The organism is Geodermatophilus sp. SYSU D00965, from assembly GCF_054050075.1.
In genome coordinates this window covers 25039-40924 of sequence record NZ_JBJGYQ010000033.1, presented here as the reverse complement: position 1 = coordinate 40924, position 15886 = coordinate 25039, and the positions used below count along the sequence as shown (strand labels likewise).

Annotated in this window: 14 protein-coding genes and 2 pseudogenes; 9 read left to right on the top strand and 7 right to left on the bottom strand. The window is 74.9% G+C overall.

The window, feature by feature from the left end:
- Together ACI789_RS23065 and ACI789_RS23060 are read right to left on the bottom strand one after the other, a co-directional pair.
- A pseudogene (locus ACI789_RS23065) lies at positions 1 to 818 on the bottom strand (hypothetical protein); the annotation flags it as partial.
- A 13-nt stretch (positions 819 to 831) separates the two neighbouring features.
- Positions 832 to 1368: pseudogene (locus tag ACI789_RS23060) on the bottom strand (UGSC family (seleno)protein).
- A 187-nt stretch (positions 1369 to 1555) separates the two neighbouring features.
- Here ACI789_RS23060 and ACI789_RS23055 point away from each other — a divergent pair.
- Together ACI789_RS23055 and ACI789_RS23050 are read left to right on the top strand one after the other, a co-directional pair.
- Positions 1556 to 2440 carry an alpha/beta fold hydrolase gene (locus ACI789_RS23055; RefSeq protein WP_457011848.1) on the top strand — a complete coding sequence of 295 codons (885 nt, stop codon included), beginning with the start codon at positions 1556 to 1558 and terminating at the stop codon, positions 2438 to 2440.
- Between the two features lie 27 nt (positions 2441 to 2467).
- Complete coding sequence (locus ACI789_RS23050; protein ID WP_457011846.1) at positions 2468 to 3991, top strand: acetyl-CoA hydrolase/transferase family protein; 1524 nt, start codon at positions 2468 to 2470, stop codon at positions 3989 to 3991.
- A gap of 113 nt (positions 3992 to 4104) precedes the next feature.
- Here the strand turns inward: ACI789_RS23050 and ACI789_RS23045 are convergent, their stop codons facing one another.
- Together ACI789_RS23045 and ACI789_RS23040 are read right to left on the bottom strand one after the other, a co-directional pair.
- Positions 4105 to 4704 (bottom strand): YceI family protein, encoded by a 600-nt coding sequence (locus tag ACI789_RS23045; RefSeq protein ID WP_457011845.1) that lies wholly within the window; start codon positions 4702 to 4704, stop codon positions 4105 to 4107.
- A gap of 82 nt (positions 4705 to 4786) precedes the next feature.
- Positions 4787 to 5506 carry a hypothetical protein gene (locus tag ACI789_RS23040; RefSeq protein ID WP_457011844.1) on the bottom strand — a complete coding sequence of 240 codons (720 nt, stop codon included), beginning with the start codon at positions 5504 to 5506 and terminating at the stop codon, positions 4787 to 4789.
- Positions 5507 to 5632: 126 nt separating this feature from the next.
- Here ACI789_RS23040 and ACI789_RS23035 point away from each other — a divergent pair, with 126 nt between their 5' ends.
- Positions 5633 to 5887, top strand: a complete 255-nt coding sequence (locus ACI789_RS23035) for a hypothetical protein (RefSeq protein WP_457011842.1) — start codon at positions 5633 to 5635, stop codon at positions 5885 to 5887.
- Positions 5888 to 5924: 37 nt separating this feature from the next.
- Here ACI789_RS23035 and ACI789_RS23030 read toward each other — a convergent pair whose 3' ends face one another.
- Genes ACI789_RS23030 through ACI789_RS23020 form a run of 3 tightly spaced genes read right to left on the bottom strand, consistent with a single transcriptional unit; the run spans position 5925 to position 8097 of the window.
- Positions 5925 to 6368, bottom strand: coding sequence for a hypothetical protein (locus ACI789_RS23030; protein WP_457011841.1), 444 nt, complete (start codon positions 6366 to 6368; stop codon positions 5925 to 5927).
- An 18-nt stretch (positions 6369 to 6386) separates the two neighbouring features.
- The gene (locus ACI789_RS23025; protein ID WP_457011839.1) at positions 6387 to 7247 is read right to left on the bottom strand and encodes an amidohydrolase family protein; all 861 of its coding nucleotides are present in this window, start codon (positions 7245 to 7247) and stop codon (positions 6387 to 6389) included.
- 1 nt (position 7248) lies between these two features.
- Positions 7249 to 8097 (bottom strand): PaaX family transcriptional regulator, encoded by an 849-nt coding sequence (locus ACI789_RS23020; RefSeq protein ID WP_457011838.1) that lies wholly within the window; start codon positions 8095 to 8097, stop codon positions 7249 to 7251.
- Positions 8098 to 8209: 112 nt separating this feature from the next.
- Here ACI789_RS23020 and boxC point away from each other — a divergent pair, with 112 nt between their 5' ends.
- The 6 genes from boxC (at position 8210) to ACI789_RS22990 (ending at position 15881) form a co-directional block, all read left to right on the top strand.
- On the top strand, positions 8210 to 9931 hold the full coding sequence (boxC, locus tag ACI789_RS23015; RefSeq protein WP_457011836.1) for a 2,3-epoxybenzoyl-CoA dihydrolase: 1722 nt from the start codon (positions 8210 to 8212) through the stop codon (positions 9929 to 9931).
- A 2-nt stretch (positions 9932 to 9933) separates the two neighbouring features.
- Entirely contained in the window at positions 9934 to 11415 is a 1482-nt protein-coding gene (boxB, locus tag ACI789_RS23010) for a benzoyl-CoA 2,3-epoxidase subunit BoxB (RefSeq protein WP_457011834.1), read from the top strand.
- 82 nt (positions 11416 to 11497) lie between these two features.
- Complete coding sequence (locus ACI789_RS23005) at positions 11498 to 13162, top strand: benzoate-CoA ligase family protein (RefSeq protein ID WP_457011832.1); 1665 nt, start codon at positions 11498 to 11500, stop codon at positions 13160 to 13162.
- 3 nt (positions 13163 to 13165) lie between these two features.
- Positions 13166 to 14089, top strand: a complete 924-nt coding sequence (locus ACI789_RS23000) for an LLM class flavin-dependent oxidoreductase (protein WP_457011830.1) — start codon at positions 13166 to 13168, stop codon at positions 14087 to 14089.
- A 47-nt stretch (positions 14090 to 14136) separates the two neighbouring features.
- Positions 14137 to 14568 (top strand): hypothetical protein, encoded by a 432-nt coding sequence (locus ACI789_RS22995; protein WP_457011829.1) that lies wholly within the window; start codon positions 14137 to 14139, stop codon positions 14566 to 14568.
- Positions 14569 to 14582: 14 nt separating this feature from the next.
- Positions 14583 to 15881: an ANTAR domain-containing protein gene (locus ACI789_RS22990; RefSeq protein ID WP_457011827.1), complete on the top strand. Its 1299-nt coding sequence runs from the start codon at positions 14583 to 14585 to the stop codon at positions 15879 to 15881.
- Positions 15882 to 15886: the final 5 nt, after the last annotated feature.

Below are 15886 nucleotides of genomic sequence, written 5' to 3'. Positions count from 1 at the left end.
CCGCCCCCACCGCCCACCACCGCCACCCCCACCCCCCCCCCCCCCCCCCCCCCCCCCCCCCCCCCCCCCCCCCCCCCCCCCCCCCCCCCCCCCCCCCCCCCCACGACCAGCGCGCTGACGCTCTGGTGCAGCAGCGCGCCGGTGCGCCGCAGGCTGCCGGCGACGTCGTCGAGCAGCTGCTCGGGGACGCCGGTGTGCCGGGCCTCGATGTGCAGCGTCGAGCGCATCGTGAACGCGGTGACCGCGCTGTCCTCGGGGGCCAGGCCGCAGTCGACGGACAGCGGCGCCCAGGGCGACTGCTCCTCGTTCTCCCCGATGCAGCAGGTGTACTTGGCCGGCGTCCCCTGGGTGGCCTGGTCGAGCTCGTGCGGCCGCAGGCCCAGGGCGTTGATCGCGGCCAGCCGGACCGCCCGGCCGATGGTCGCGTTGGCCCGGAAGCCCGGGCCGAACAGGTTCCCGGCGCTGTTGACGCCGAGCTCCTGCCGGATCGGGCCGTTGACCAGCAGCAGGGTGCCCGTGCCGGTGGTGCTCTGCCAGATGCCCTTGCGCGGGTAGCCCTCCTCGCGCAGCGAGTCCCAGGCGGCGACGACCACCGGGAAGTACTCGGGCAGGCAGCCGGCCATCACCGCGTTGATGGCGGCCAGCCGCACGGTGACCGCGCGGTTGAGCTGCGGCATCTCGAGCAGCACCTCGCCCGGGTCGCGGTCGACCCGGGCGAGGAGCGCGTCGAGCGCCTCGGCGTCGCAGGGGACGACCGGGAGCCCGTCGGTCCAGCCCTGCACGTAGACGTGCTCGACGGCCTGCTGGGTCGCGTTCACGCGCCGCCCCCGGTCACTCCTCGACCCCGAGGATCTCCAGGACGCGGGGCAGCATCTCCGCCACGCGGCGGCGGATGCCCTCGGCGTCCAGGCTGGCCACCGGGTGCGGGATGGAGACGTAGTCGAAGCCCGGGAACCCGTAGGTGCGGGCCATCGCCTGCGCGGTGATCGCGAAGGGGTCGGTGCAGATGGAGACGGCCGGCACGCCCTGCCGCTCCAGGAGGATCCCGTCGGCCAAACTGGCCGCGCTGCAGGAGCCCTAGTCGCCGATCGCGGTGATCGCGAAGTCGCACTCCTCGAAGATCCGCTGCGTCTGCGTCGGCTCCACCGGCGTCCCGAAGTACGGCTTGCTGTACATCAGGACCTCCTTCACGCCGTACCGCGCCGTGAGCACCGACCCGAGCTCGGAGAGCAGGGCGGCGCCGTTGGGCTTGGTGTTGTCCAGCAGGCCCAGCGTCCGGCCGCGCAGCGTGGTCAGCCGCGGGGCCAGCGAGGTGTCAGCGGTGGTGTCGGACGCGCCGGTGGGGTCGAGTATCGACTCCAGCTCCATGGGGCTCCTCGTCGTCGATTGTGCGGGATCCGCACACTGGTTCCCTTGCCGCACGGCGACCCTAGCCAGCCCGGGGGAGGGGGTCAACGTCGGACCGGCGGCGCGCCCGGCCCCCGAGCCGAGGGGTGCCTACCGTCCGGGGACGTTCCGGGCGCCCCGGGCCCCTGTGACGCCGCGAGGAGTGCCCGTGTCCCCCACCGCCGTCCCGGACGCCGCCGAGGAGGCGCCGGCCTGGTTCACCCGCGCGGTCGCCGTCGCGCCCGAGCACCGGGACGTGACGGTCGACGGCGCGCGTGTGCACTACCGGGCCTGGGGCGAGCCGGGCCGCCCGGGGCTGGTGCTGGTCCACGGCGGGGCGGCGCACTCGGGCTGGTGGGACCACGTCGCGCCGCTGCTCGACACCCACCGGGTGGTCGCCCCCGACCTGAGCGGGCACGGGGACAGCGACCGCCGCGACGCCTACGGCATGGCGCGGTGGGCGCGTGAGGTGCTCGCCGTCGCGGCCGCCGAGCAGCTGACCCGCCCGGTCGTGCTCGGGCACAGCATGGGCGGCTGGGTGGCGCTGACCACCGGCGTCGAGCACGGGGACGCCGTCGCCGGGGTCGCGGTCATCGACTCGCCGCTGGACCGCCAGCCGCCGGAGGAGCAGACGCTGCGCGAGCAGCCCCGGCGGCACAGGGTCCACCCCGACCTCGCCGCCGCCGTCGCCCGCTTCCGCACGCTGCCGCCCCAGGAGGCCTGCCTGCCGTCGGTCCGGGAGCACGTGGCCCGCGGCTCGCTGCGGCCGGTCGAGGGCGGGTGGACGTGGAAGTTCGACCCCGCGTTCTTCGGCACCCGGCCCCTCGTGCGCCAGCTCCTCCCGCGGCTGGCCGCGCCCGCGGCGCTGTTCCGCTGCCAGTACGGCCTGGTGTCGCCGGAGATGGCCGCCGAGATGGTCGCGCTGGTGCCCGGCGGCCTGCCGGTGGTCGACCTGCCCGAGGCCGGGCACCACCCGATGCTCGACCAGCCGCTGGCGCTGGTGACCGCCGTCCGCACCCTGCTCGCCGTCTGGCCGCCGGTTCGGGCTGCGTGACCGCGGGAGCCGCGTAGCCTCGGGCTCATGGCGCAGTCGGGCCGCATCCGGCACGCGGGCCTGGCCCGCAAGGTCGTCCCGGCGGAGGTCGCCGCCACCCACGTCCGGCACGGTGACACCGTCGGGATGAGCGGCTTCACCGGAGCCGGCTACCCGAAGGCCGTCCCCCAGGCGCTGGCGCGGGAGATCCACGACGCGCACGCCGCGGGCGACCCCTTCCGGGTCAACGTCTGGACCGGCGCCTCCACCGCCCCGGAACTCGACGGTGCGCTGGCCGCCGCCGACGGCATCGAGCTGCGGCTGCCCTACCAGTCCGACCCGGTCAGCCGCGAGAAGATCAACGCCGGGCTCATGGAGTACATCGACGTGCACCTGTCGCACGTCGCGCAGATGGCGTGGGAGGGCTTCCTCGGCCCGCTCGACGTCGCCGTCGTCGAGGTCAGCGGCATCACCGCCGACGGCGACCTGGTGCCCTCGTCGTCGGTGGGCAACAACAAGACCTGGCTGGACCGGGCCGACCGCGTCGTCCTCGAGGTCAACTCCTGGCAGAGCGCGGCGCTCGACGGGATGCACGACGTCTACTACGGCACCGCGCTCCCGCCGGCCCGCCGGCCCATCCAGCTGGTGCGCCCGGACGACCGGATCGGCGTCCCGTACCTGCGCTGCCCGGAGGACAAGGTCGTCGCCGTCGTCGAGACCGACGCCCCCGACCGCAACAGCCCCTTCTCCCCGCCGGACGCCGCCTCGCGGGCCATCGCCGGGCACATCGTCGATTTCCTCGAGCACGAGGTGGCCCGCGGCCGGGTCCCGCGCGAGCTGCTGCCGCTGCAGTCGGGCGTGGGCAACGTCGCCAACGCGGTGATGGCGGGCCTCGGGACATCGTCGTTCGAGGGCCTGTCCGCCTACACCGAGGTGATCCAGGACGGCATGCTCGAGCTGCTGTGCTCGGGCCGCATGGTGTCGGCGTCGGCCACGGCGTTCTCGCTGAGCCCGGAGGGGACGGCGCGGTTCGACGCCGAGGCGGCGACGCTGCGCGAGCGGATCGTGCTGCGGCCGCAGGAGATCAGCAACCACCCGGAGATCGTCCGGCGGCTCGGCGTCCTGGCCATGAACGGGCTGATCGAGGCCGACATCTACGGCAACGTCAACTCCACCCACGTGATGGGCAGCCGCATCCAGAACGGCATCGGGGGCTCGGGCGACTTCGCCCGCAACGCCTACATCTCGTTCTTCATGACCCCCTCGACGGCCAAGGCCGGCGCGATCTCGGCGATCGTGCCGATGGTCAGCCACATCGACCACACCGAGCACGACGTGCACGTGATCGTCACCGAGCAGGGGCTGGCCGACCTGCGCGGCCTGGCCCCGCGGCGGCGCGCCGAGCTGGTCATCGAGCGGTGCGCCCACCCGGACTACCGGCCGCTGCTGCGCGACTACTTCGAGCGCGCGGTGCGCGACGCCCCGGGCCGGCACACCCCGCACCTGCTCGCCGAGGCGCTGAGCTGGCACACCCGGTTCCTCACCGAGGGCACGATGGCGCCGCCCCGCTGAGGCAGCTCCATCGCCCGAGTTCCACCCGACTGTGTGCGCAGACGGGCAGGTCGGCCCGGAGTACCTGCCGGTCAGCGCACACGGTCGGCCGAGGACTCAGCCGGCGCAGGGCGTCAGGCGCTGCGGACGGCGGAGACGTCGAACTCGATCTGGATGCGGTCGCTGACCAGCACGCCCCCGGTGTCGAGCGGGGTGTTCCAGGTCAGGCCCCAGTCGCTGCGCTTGATGGCCAGCGCGCCCTCGAAGCCGACGCGGGTGTTGCCGAACGGGTCCTTGGCCGAGCCGGTCAGCGTGAAGTCGACCGTCACCGGGCGGGTCACGTCGCGGATGGTGAGGTCGCCGGTGACCGAGTAGGTCTCCTCGTCGACCTGCTCGACGTCGGTGGAGACGAACACGATCTCGGGGAACCGCTCGACGTCGAGGAAGTCCGCCGACCGCAGGTGGCCGTCGCGGTCGGCCTGGCCGGTGTCGACGCTGGCGGTCCGGATGCGCAGCGTCACCGAACTGGCCGGCGGGTTGGCCACGTCCAGGTGCGCGGTCCCCGAGAAGTCGGTGAACGAGCCGCGCACCGTCGTCACCATGGCGTGGCGGGCGCGGATGCCGATGCGCGTGTGTGCCGCGTCGACCTGGTAGTCGCCGCTGACGTCGACGAGGGCGCTGGTCGCCGCGTCGAAGTCGGTGGGGTCCGCGTCAGGTGCCCGGTGCTTGCCCACGGCCGACCTCTCCTTCCCCCGAGTGCATCCGCTCCATCCTGACTGATGCTCGGAGCGGGGACACGCCAGGGGTCGCTCCCGGTCAGTAGCGGGTCTCCCGATCCACCTCGGACTGCTCACGATCGGCCTCGGCCGCGGCCCGGTCGCGCGCGGCGGCCTCGCGGTCGTTGCGGGCGGCGTCGCGGTCGAGACGGGCGGCGTCGCGGTCCCAGGCCGCCCGGAGCCGCTCCCGCTGGGCGCTGCCGGGGCCGGCGTCGTCGCCCGTGCGATCGTCCGCTCTCCGCCGTGCCGCGGCCTCGGCGCGCTCCGCGGCCCGGTGGTCGCGCTCCACCGCGGCCTCGTCCCGCCGCCGGGCGGCCTCGTCGCGGCGGAGGGCGGCCTCGTCGCGGCGGAAGGCGGCCTCCTCCCGTCGCCGGGTCGCCTCGTCCAGGGCGCGGCGCACCGCGCGGGCGCGCTGCTCGGCACGGACCTGATCGGGCTCGCCGAAGGGCTGAGCGGGCGGCCCCTGCTGGGCGCGCCTGCGCTGCAGTTCGGCACCTGACAGGGCCTTGTCGGCCTCGGTCTCCAGCCGCCGCGCGTCCTCGAGGCGGCCCTTCCCGCGCGCCTGTTCGGCCATCCTCCGGAACGTGGCAGCGACGTGGCTCTCCGTCGCGGCCACCTCTCCGGCGATCTCGCGCAACCGCTCCTGGTGGTGCCGCACGTCCTCCCGGAGTCGTCGGGTGAGGCGCGTCGGCTCGGCCCGCGCGCGCTCGGGCCCGGCGCCCTGCACGTCCTCGTGGGCGGTCGGCCCATCGGACTCCATGCGTCGAGGGTCCCGCGGCGCGGTACCGCCGACAAGCGTCGCCGCGCCTCCGCCGGCGCCCGCCGCACGGCGCTCCGGTGGCGCACCGCCCTGCCGGGTGGGCGTGCGCGCGCCTACCCTCCAGGGGTGGCCAGCCCGGACGACGCCGACGAGGTGACGCTCCGGGCGCGGGAGACGCGGGCGCGGGTGCGACGCGAGGTCGCCGACAGCCATCGCCGCGTCGCGGAGGCGGAACACCGCACCGAGGAGCTCCTGCTCCACGTCGCCGACCGGCACCCCTCCGCGGCGCAGGTCCGCGAACACGCGCAGCGGATCTCGGAGAAGGCCGACCGGCACCTCGACCGAGCAGAGCAGGAGCACCCGGCGGACGACGGCGACTGAGCTGCTCCCGTCGGCGCCTCCCGGGGCTGCGAGCGGTTCAGGAGCCCGAGAGGCGGGGATCCGGCCGGCGGGAGCCGGTCGGCAGCCGTTCGGCGGCCCGGTTGCTCAGCTCCTGCAGCTCCTCGTTGAGCGCTCGCAGCTCACGCATGGTGGCGGCCAGCTCACGCTCGCTCTCGGCGAGGGCGCCCTGGAGCGACCGGACCTCCTGGGTGCGGATCTCCAGTTGCTCGAGCGCCCAGGCCAGGTCGTCCTCCAGCCCCGCCAGCGACCGGTCGGGGTCGGTCGGTCCGCTGTCGACCGCCCCGGACCCCGGCCGGGGCGGTGTCCTGGTGGCCAGCAGCTCCCGCAGCTGCTGGACCCTCTGGTCGGACAGCGCGATCTGCTGCCGAGCGGCCGCCAGCCGGGCGGAGGTGACCGCCTCACGCTCGTGCGGAGGGCGACGCCGCTCGACGTCGACCCGGAGGGGGTGAGGATCGACCACGACGCGATGGTAGGCGGCTCAGGCCGGGACGAGCCCCGAGTAGACGCCCAGCGCGTTGCCGCCCAGCACCAGCGGGACGACCTCCTCGGGCAGCCCCAGCGAGGCCACGGCGCGGGCGTTCGCCGCCGGGCCGGGGACGCCGGGCCAGTCGGTGCCGTAGATCCACCTCCTCGCCAGTCGGGCCAGGTCGAAGCGGGCGTAGTACTCCGGCAGCCGCTTGGGCGGCAGCCCCGACAGCTCGATCCAGACGTTGGGCCGGGACACCGCCAGGAACGCCGCGGCGTCGTACCACCAGCCCCGGCCGCCGTGGGCGAGCACGACCTGCAGGTCGGGGAAGTCGCGCAGGACGGCGTCGAGCAGCTGCGGGTCGGCGTAGGCGTTCGTCGAGCCCGGGAAGCTGCTGGTGCCGCAGTGCACGACCAGCGGGACCCCGCGCTCCACCAGGACCGCGTAGGCCGGGTACATCGCCGCGTCGTCGGCCCGGAACCCGCCGTGCACGGGGTGGATCTTCAGCGCGGCCGCGCCGAGGTCGAGCTGGCGGGTGAGCTCCCGGGCGATCGGGAAGTGCAGGTGCGGGTTGACGTTGGCCACCGGCCGGAACCGTCGCGGGTCGTGCTCGACCAGCGGCAGCAGGTCGTCGAAGAGCTGGTAGCCGGTCGCCTTGGGGCTGTACTCGCAGAACAGCAGCGCGATGTCGACCCCCTCCTCGGCGAACAGCCGGCCCAACGCGGCCGGGTCCGGGCTGCCGTCAGGCCGCCACACCTCCTCGAGGACCCCGGGCCGGCCGAACTGCCGGGCCCAGTCGATCCAGGCCGGCGCCAGCGTGGACAGGTGCGGGACGTGGACGTGCGCGTCCACGAGGAGGTGTCCGTCGAGCACGTCAGCGATCCTGCCCCGCCAGCTCGCGCCAGGCCGCCCGCGCGCGGGGGGCCCACACGGCGTGCCGCTCGCGGAACACCTCGGCCGCCCGGTTGCCGCTCCACCGCGGCGGCAGCAGCTCCCGCGGCAGCCCCGGGTCCAGCAGCGGGAACCGCCGCCACTCCTGGACCAGCCGGACCTGCGCGACCAGCGCCTGCCGGTCGGTGCGCGGCCGCCGGCGGCCCACCAGCTCCAGGAAGTCCTCGTAGCGGCGCTCGATGGCGTCGAGGTCCCAGGCGGTGCGCGCCAGTGAGCGCTCGTCGCCGACCTGCCCGGCGGCCGCCAGCCACGACCAGCTGCCCTCGAGCAGGCCGAGCTCGTCGAGGACGCCCCGCACCTCCGCCTCCCGGTCGACCCGCGGGGTCACCCAGGTGGTCGCGTTGACCGCGCCCAGGCCGGCCCACCCCAGCCGGGTGCGCAGCCGCTGCCGCAGGGGGCGGTTGTTCTCCGGGACGGCGACGCTGACCACCAGCCACCGCCCGTCCCAGGGCCGCTCCCCGGCCGCGAAGCCGTAGATCCGCTCGGTGCCCTCGCGCAGCAGCCGGACCCCGGCCTCGGTGAGGCTCCAGCGGGTCTCCCGGCCAACCCGGCCGGCCTCGATCCAGCCGCTGTCGGCGGTGCGCATGATCGCCTGCCGGGCCGCCTTCTCGGCGACGTCGAGGTCGGCGAGCAGGTCGATGAGGGTCGCCGTCCACACCGGAGCCGGGGCCGGCAGCAGGAACTCGCCCAGCACGGTGAGCAGCAGGCTGCGCGCGCTGGCCGCGCCCAGCTCCTGGCGCCGGGTGACGACCGGCCCCTCGACGACCTCCACGCCCTCATCGTGGCACCGGCGCAAGCTACAGCCCAGGTGCTCCTTGCCACGGATCGTGTAGCACGTCAGGATGAGTGACGCGCGCCACACCGACCCGATCCCTGGAGGACGCGTGACGACCCTCGACGAACGCCCGGCCACCGGCGCCGGCGGGGACCCCGAGCCCGCCGCGACGACCGAGGTCTCGTTCGACACCTCGCCCGAGCAGTACCGGCACTGGACGCTCGCGGTCGACGGCGAGGTCGCCACGCTCACCCTCGACGTCGCCGAGGACGGCGGGATCGTGCCGGGCTACGAGCTGAAGATGAACAGCTACGACCTCGGCGTGGACATCGAGCTGCACGACGCGGTGCAGCGGATCCGCTTCGAGCACCCCGAGGTCAGGGCGGTGGTGGTCACCAGCGCCAAGGAGCGGATGTTCTGCGCCGGGGCCAACATCCGGATGCTCGCGGCCTCGTCGCACGGCTGGAAGGTGAACTTCTGCAAGTTCACCAACGAGACCCGCAACGGCATCGAGGACGCCTCGGCCTCCTCCGGCCTGCCGTTCCTCGCCGCGGTCAACGGGGCCGCGGCCGGCGGCGGCTACGAGCTGGCGCTGGCCTGCGACCAGATCCTGCTGGTCGACGACAACTCCTCGGCGGTGTCCCTGCCCGAGGTCCCGCTGCTCGGCGTCCTGCCCGGCACCGGTGGGCTGACCCGGGTGGTCGACAAGCGGGGCGTGCGCCGCGACCTGGCCGACGTCTTCGCCACCACCGCCGAGGGGGTGCGCGGCGAGCGGGCGGTGCGGTGGCGCCTGGTCGACGCCGTCGCCAAGGCCCGCGACTTCCCCGCGGAGGTCGCCCGGCGCGCCGCGGAGCTCGCCGCCACCTCGACCCGCCCGGGCGCGGGGGCTGCCGGCGTCGCGCTGACCCCGCTGCGCCGGGAGGTCGACGGCGACACCACCCGTTACGGGCACGTCCGCGTGGTGCTCGACCGGGGTGCCGGCACCGCTGCGATCACCGTGCTCGGCCCGGACGCCGTCCCCGGCAGCGTCGAGGAGCTGCACGCGCAGGGCGACGCCGCCTGGCTGTTGGCGGTGTGCCGCGAGCTCGACGACGTCGTCCTGCGGCTGCGGACCAACGAGCCGGCGATCGGCACCTGGCTGCTGCGCACCGAGGGCGACCCGGCCGCGGTGGCCGACCACGACGCGTTCCTCCTCGCGCACCGCGACGACTGGCTGGTCAACGAGACGGTCGCCTTCGCCCGGCGGGTGCTCAAGCGGCTGGACACCACCTCGCGCAGCCTGTTCGCGCTGGTCGAGCCCGGCTCCTGCTTCGTCGGGGTGCTGGCGGAGGTCGCGCTGGCCGCCGACCGGCAGTACATGCTCGAGGGGCGGTTCGAGGACGACGAGGAGCCCGAGCCCCCCGCGGTGGTCCGGCTCGACGCGTTCAACACCGGGCTGCTGCCGATGGGCAACGGCCTGACCCGGCTGCAGGTGCGGTTCCTCGGGAGCGCCGACGAGCTGGCCGCCGCGGAGGCCGCCGCCGGCCGGGACCTGCTCGCCGCCGACGCCGCGGAGCTGGGCCTGGTCACCAGCACGCCCGACGACATCGACTGGGACGACGAGATCCGGCTGGCCGTCGAAGAGCGGGCCAGCTTCTCCCCCGACGCGCTCACCGGCATGGAGGCCAACCTGCGCTTCGCCGGCCGGGAGACCCCCGAGACGAAGGTCTTCGGCCGGCTCACCGCCTGGCAGAACTGGATCTTCCAGCGGCCCAACGCCGCTGGCCCCGAGGGAGCCCTGCGCCGCTACGGCACCGGCGAGCGGGCCGACTACGACAGGAAGCGGGTCTGACGATGACCGCCACCGAATCGACGCCGTCGACCGGCACCGTCACCGGCGACGCCCCCGCCCCCACCGGGCCGCTGTCGACGATCGACTACAGCGAGCGCATCCCCAACAACGTGGACCTGGCCGGTGACCGCAAGCTGCAGCGGGCGCTGGAGGGCTGGCAGCCCAAGTTCCTCGACTGGTGGAAGACCCTCGGGCCCTCCATCCCCACGCACGACGTCTACCTGCGGACGGCGATCGCGGTCGGCCGGGACGGCTGGGCGCACTTCGACCGGGTGCCCATGGAGCAGTACCGCTGGGGCATCTTCCTCGCCGAGCGCGACCCCGACCGGACGATCGGCTTCGGCCGGCACAAGGGCGAGCCGGCCTGGCAGGAGGTCCCCGGCGAGTACCGGGCGGACCTGCGCCGGCTCATCGTGATCCAGGGCGACACCGAGCCGGCGTCGGTCGAGCAGCAGCGCCACCTGGGCATGACCGCGCCGTCGCTGTACGACATGCGCAACCTGTTCCAGGTCAACGTCGAGGAGGGCCGCCACCTCTGGGCGATGGTCTACCTGCTGCACGCCTACTTCGGCCGGGACGGCCGCGAGGAGGCCGAGCAGCTGCTGCAGCGCAACTCCGGTGACTACGACTCGCCGCGGATCCTCAGCACGTTCAACGAGGAGACCACCGACTGGCTGTCGTTCTTCATGTTCACCTACTTCACCGACCGGGACGGGAAGTACCAGCTCGGCACGCTCAAGGAGAGCGGCTTCGACCCGCTGGCGCGCACCTGCACCTTCATGCTGAAGGAGGAGGCGCACCACATGTTCGTCGGGACGACGGGCGTGCAGCGCACCGTCCAGCAGACCGCCGAGCTGATGCGTGAGCACGGCACCGACGACGTGTGGGAGCACGGCGGCATCCCGCTGTCGGTCATCCAGAAGTACCTCAACCTGCACTACTCGCTGTCGCTGGACCTGTTCGGCTCGGAGGTCTCCTCCAACGCGGCGTCCTACTTCACCGCCGGGCTCAAGGGCCGGTGGATGGAGTCCCGCCGCAAGGACGACCACGTGCTGACCGACCTCACGATGGACGTCCCGATCATCGAGGACGGCGTCATGACGACGCGGACCGTCCCGATGCTCACCGCGCTCAACCTCGACCTGCGCAACGAGTACGCCGACGACTGCCGCGCGGGCGTCAAGCGATGGAACGGCGAGCTGGAGAAGGCGGGCCTGGAGCCCACGCTGTACCTGCCGCACCAGGGCTTCTCCCGCAAGGTGGGCGCCTTCGCCGGCCACTGGGTCACCCCGTCCGGCGAGATCGTGGACGAGGCCACCTGGACCGCGCAGGCCGACGAGTGGCTGCCGACGGCGGAGGACCGCGCGCGGGTCGCCGAGCTGATGGTGCCCTGCCACGAGGCCGGGGAGTTCGCGAGCTGGATCGCGCCGCCGTCGGTGGGCATCAACCAGCTGCCGGTCGAGTACGACTACGTGCGGTTCTAGAAGGACCCTCCTGCCCCCCACCGCTCGCACGCTCGCGGCGGGCCCCTGCAGGAGGGCCGCCCGAGCAGAGAGGGCCGATCCCGTGGCCGTCCTCGACACCCCGCCGCTGCCCGACCTCGCCCCGGCCGGGCCCGAGCCGTTCAACGCCGCCGAGTGGCTGGTCACCCGGCACGCGCGGGCCACCCCGCACAAGCGGGCGATCACCGCAATCGACCTCGACGGCAGCGTCCGCACGGTCACCTACGGCGAGCTCGACGAGGCGGTCACCGCGTTCGCCGCGGCGCTGATCGCCGCCGGCGTCCGCCCCGAGGAGCGGCTGCTGCTGTGCATGGCCGACACCCCCGAGCTGGTCACCGCGTTCCTCGCCGGGCTGCGGATCGGCGCGGTCCCGGTGCCGGTGAGCACCATGCTCACCGCCAAGGACATCGCCGTCCTCGTCCGGGACAGCCGAGCCCGGCTGGTCGCGCTCAGCGCGGAGTTCGCCGGGCTGGCCCCGGCCGTGGGTGGCGCGCGCGACCTCGCCGACGTCGTCGTCCTGACCGGGGACCCGCTCCCGGAGGTGGCCGGCGCCCGGGTGCGCACCTGGGCGGAGTTCCTCGCCGCGGGCGCGCAGGCCCGGGAGCAGGCCGTCGAGCCCTATCCCACGGTCGCCGACTCCCCCGCGTTCTGGCTGTACACCTCTGGCACCACCGGCACGCCGAAGGGCGCGATGCACCGGCACGGCTCGCTCCGGGACACCGCCGAGACCTACGCCCGCGACGTGCTGGCCATCGGCCCGGACGACGTCACCTTCTCGGCGGCCAAGATCTTCTTCGCCTACGGCCTGGGCAACAGCCTGACCTTCCCGTTCGCGGTGGGGGCGAGCACCGTCCTGGACCGCGGGCGGCCCAACCCGGCCAGCACGCTGCGGGTGCTGCGGGAGCACCGGCCGACGTTGTTCTTCGGCGGGCCGACCTACTACGCCGCGCTGCTGGCCGCGGGCCTGCCCGCCGACGCCTTCGCGTCGGTCCGGGCCTGTGTCTCGGCCGGGGAGGCGTTCCCGGCCGCGCTGTTCGAGCGGTTCACCGGCACGTTCGGCGTGGAGATGCTCGACGGCATCGGCTCGACGGAGATGCTGCACATCTTCATCAGCGGCCGGCCCGGCCGGACCCGCGCCGGCGCGACCGGTGAGATCGTCGCCGGCTACGAGGCGAAGATCGTCGACGACGACGGCGTCCCGGTCGCCGACGGCACCCCGGGCCACCTCTACGTCCGGGGCAGCTCGGCGGCCACCGGCTACTGGCAACGCACCGAGGTGACCCGGCGCGTGTTCCAGGGCCCGTGGGTGCGCACCGGGGACACCTACGTGCGCAGCGCCGACGGCTACTACTCCTCGCTCGGCCGCACCGACGACATCATCAAGGCCGGCGGGATCTGGGTCTCCCCCACCGAGGTCGAGGAACGGCTGCGCCAGCACCCCGACGTCAACCAGGCCGTGGTCGTGTCCATCCCGGACGCCGACGGGCTGGACAAGCCGGTCGCCTGCGTCGTGCTGCTCCCCGGCACGGCGACGACCGCCGACGACCTGGTCGCCTTCTGCCGGGAGGGGCTGGCGGCGTTCAAGCGCCCGCGGCACGTGCTGGTCTTCGACGAGCTGCCGACGACGGCGACGGGCAAGCTGCAGCGCTTCCGCATCCGCGAGCTCGCCCTCGGCGTGCTCAGCGGGGCCGCCCGCTCGGACGACGTCACCTCCAGCGGCCAGGCCTGAGCCGTGCGCGTCGTCCTGTCCCTGAGCAGTGACCAGACCGCCGTCGCCACCGAGGCCCGGGCCGCCGAGGACGCCGGGTACGACGGCGTGGCCAGCGGGGAGCACCTGTTCTTCCACAGCACGCACCCGAACGGCTTCGTCGCCCTGGCCGCCGCGGCCGGCGCCACCAGCCGCATCCGGCTGCTCAGCGCACTGACCGTCGTGCCGCTCTACCCGGCGGCGCTGGCGGCCAAGCTGGCCACCACCCTGGACCGGGTCAGCGGCGGCCGGTTCGACCTGGGCGTCGGCGTGGGCGGCGAGTACCCGCCGGAGTTCACCGCGGCCGGGGTGGACGTCGCGCAGCGCGGCGCGCGGGCGGACGAGGCGCTGGAGCTGTTCCGGGCGATGTGGGCCGGCGGCCCGGTCGACTTCGCCGGCCGGTTCACCCGCGTGCCCGGGCTGACCCTCGACCCCGGCCCGGTGCAGCCCGGCGGGCCCCCGATCTGGCTCGGCGGGCGGCGGCCCGCGGCGATCCGGCGGGCAGGCCGGTTCGGCGACGTGTGGATGCCGTACATGTACACGCCCGAGCAGCTCGCCCGCAGCCTCGCCGAGGTGCGCGAGGCCGCCGAGGCCGCGGGCCGGGACCCGGCGGCGGTCCGCGGGGCGGTCTTCTGCTGGGGCGGGGTGGGTGAGGACCAGGCCCGCTCCCGGCAGCAGGTGGTCGACACCGTCAGCGCCGTCTACCAGCAGGACTTCGACCCGCTCGCCGACCGCTACCTGCTGCACGGCGACCCGGACCGGGTGGCCGCCCGCGTCCGGGAGTACGCCGACGCGGGCGCCGAGACGCTGGTCTTCTCCCCCGTCAGCCGGGGCGCCGAGCGGGCCGCCCTGGTCGACCTGTTCACCGCCGCGGTCCTGCCGGTACTGCGCGGCGACCCGGTCCCGTGACCGCGCCGGACCTGTGCGACGAGGGGTGGCGGGAGGACAATCGAGCGATGGCAGAGGACACCCCCGGCCGCCAGGCGGCGTCGCGGGCCGCGGAGGCGGGACTCCGTGCCCGGGAGGTCGGCCAGCGGCTGGCCCGCATCGGGTCCGAGCGCGCGTCTTCGCCGGAGGACGTCGCGTCGGCGCAGCAGCGCGCCGAGCAGGCCGCGGAGCGCGCGCACGAGGCCCACGACCGGGCCGTGTCCGGCCACGAGCGGGCCGCGCGGAGCCACGACGCCGCGGCCGACGCGCACGAGAAGGCCGCCCGGCGCGGGATCGGGGACAGGGACGAGCACCTGCGCCGGGTGGCGGAGCACCGGCGCGAGGCGGCCGCCGACCGCGCCGCCGCGCAGGTCGAGGCCCTCCGCTCCGCCGCCGGGGGCCCGGACGGCCCGGCACCTGAGCCCGCCGGTGCCGGGCCGGACGGCGCCGGCACCAGCTGACCGAGGAGAACGACATGGGAACCCACTCCGATCCCGCCGCGCGGTCACACCCTGCGCTGCCCGCGGCGGAGGCGCTGCAGACCCTCGCCGACCTCGAGGTCGCCCACGAGGAGCTGCGGGTCGCCGAGGAGGAGGTCCGTGTCCAGCAGGAGCAGATCGAGCACCTCCTCCGCCGCTACGAGTCCGAGCGCCGGTGGAGGAGCCACCTGTCGGGGCTGGCCCCCGTGGCCCTGGGCAGCACCGACGGGGCCGGCCGGCTCCTGGACGCCAACACCGCGCTGGCCACCCTCGTCGAGGTGCCGCTGGTCCGCCTGAGGGGCAAGCCGCTGAGCGTCTACCTCTCCCCCGGCGACGTCCCCGGGTTCCGGTCGGCCGTGGGCGACCTCTCGACGGGCCGGGCCACCGAACGACGGCTGCACGCCACCGTCCACGGCCGCCGGCGCGGCGAGACCCCCGTCGACCTGTTCGGCTTCGTCGACGTCCCCGACGGTCGGGGCCCTGGTACCCGGCTGCAGTGGGTGCTGCTCCCCGTCGTGCCGGCCGAGGAGGCCCCGACCGGTGTGGACCGGCCGGCCGCGCGGGCGGACCTCTCCCCCTCCGAGTCCCTGGGGCTCGCCGCGGCGCTGGCGGAGCTCTCGACCCTGCCGATCGGCGAGGACGACCGCCAGCGGCTGCTCACCCGGATGGCGGTCCTCGTGCGCAGCGCCGTGCCCGCCGCTGCCTCGGTCAGCATCACCCTCGGCTCGCCCCTGGAGCCACAGGTCCTGGGCAGCGACTCGATCGACGCGCAGTCCTTCGACGGGCTGCAGATGCAGGCCGGCGAGGGACCGTGCTGGGACGCCCACGTCACCGGGACGGCCGTGCTGTCGCCGGACGTCACCGTCGACGAGCGCTGGCCGACCCTGGGCCGCATGGCGGCGGGGGACGTCCGCGCCGTCCTGGCGCTCCCCCTGCGCGAGGGGGAACAGCCGGTCGGTGTCGTCAACGTCTACGCCTCGACGGTCGACGCCTTCGGCCCCGACAGCTTCCGCATCGCCGAAGCGGTGGCCGCGGCCGTGGGCGGCGTCCTGCAGAGCGTGGCCGAGCGGGAGTCGCTGCGGGAGCTGGCCGCCAACCTGGAGAAGGCGCTGACGTCTCGCGCGGTCATCGACCAGGCCAAGGGGGTCCTCATGGCCCGCCTCGGGATCGGGGCCGACGAGGCGTTCGCCCGGCTGGTCGCGCTGAGCAACCGGCTCAACGTCAAGCTCCGCGACCTGGCTCAGCTGGTGGTCGAGGGCCACGCCTCGGAGGTGATCGCCGCCGCGGAGCGGTGACGGCC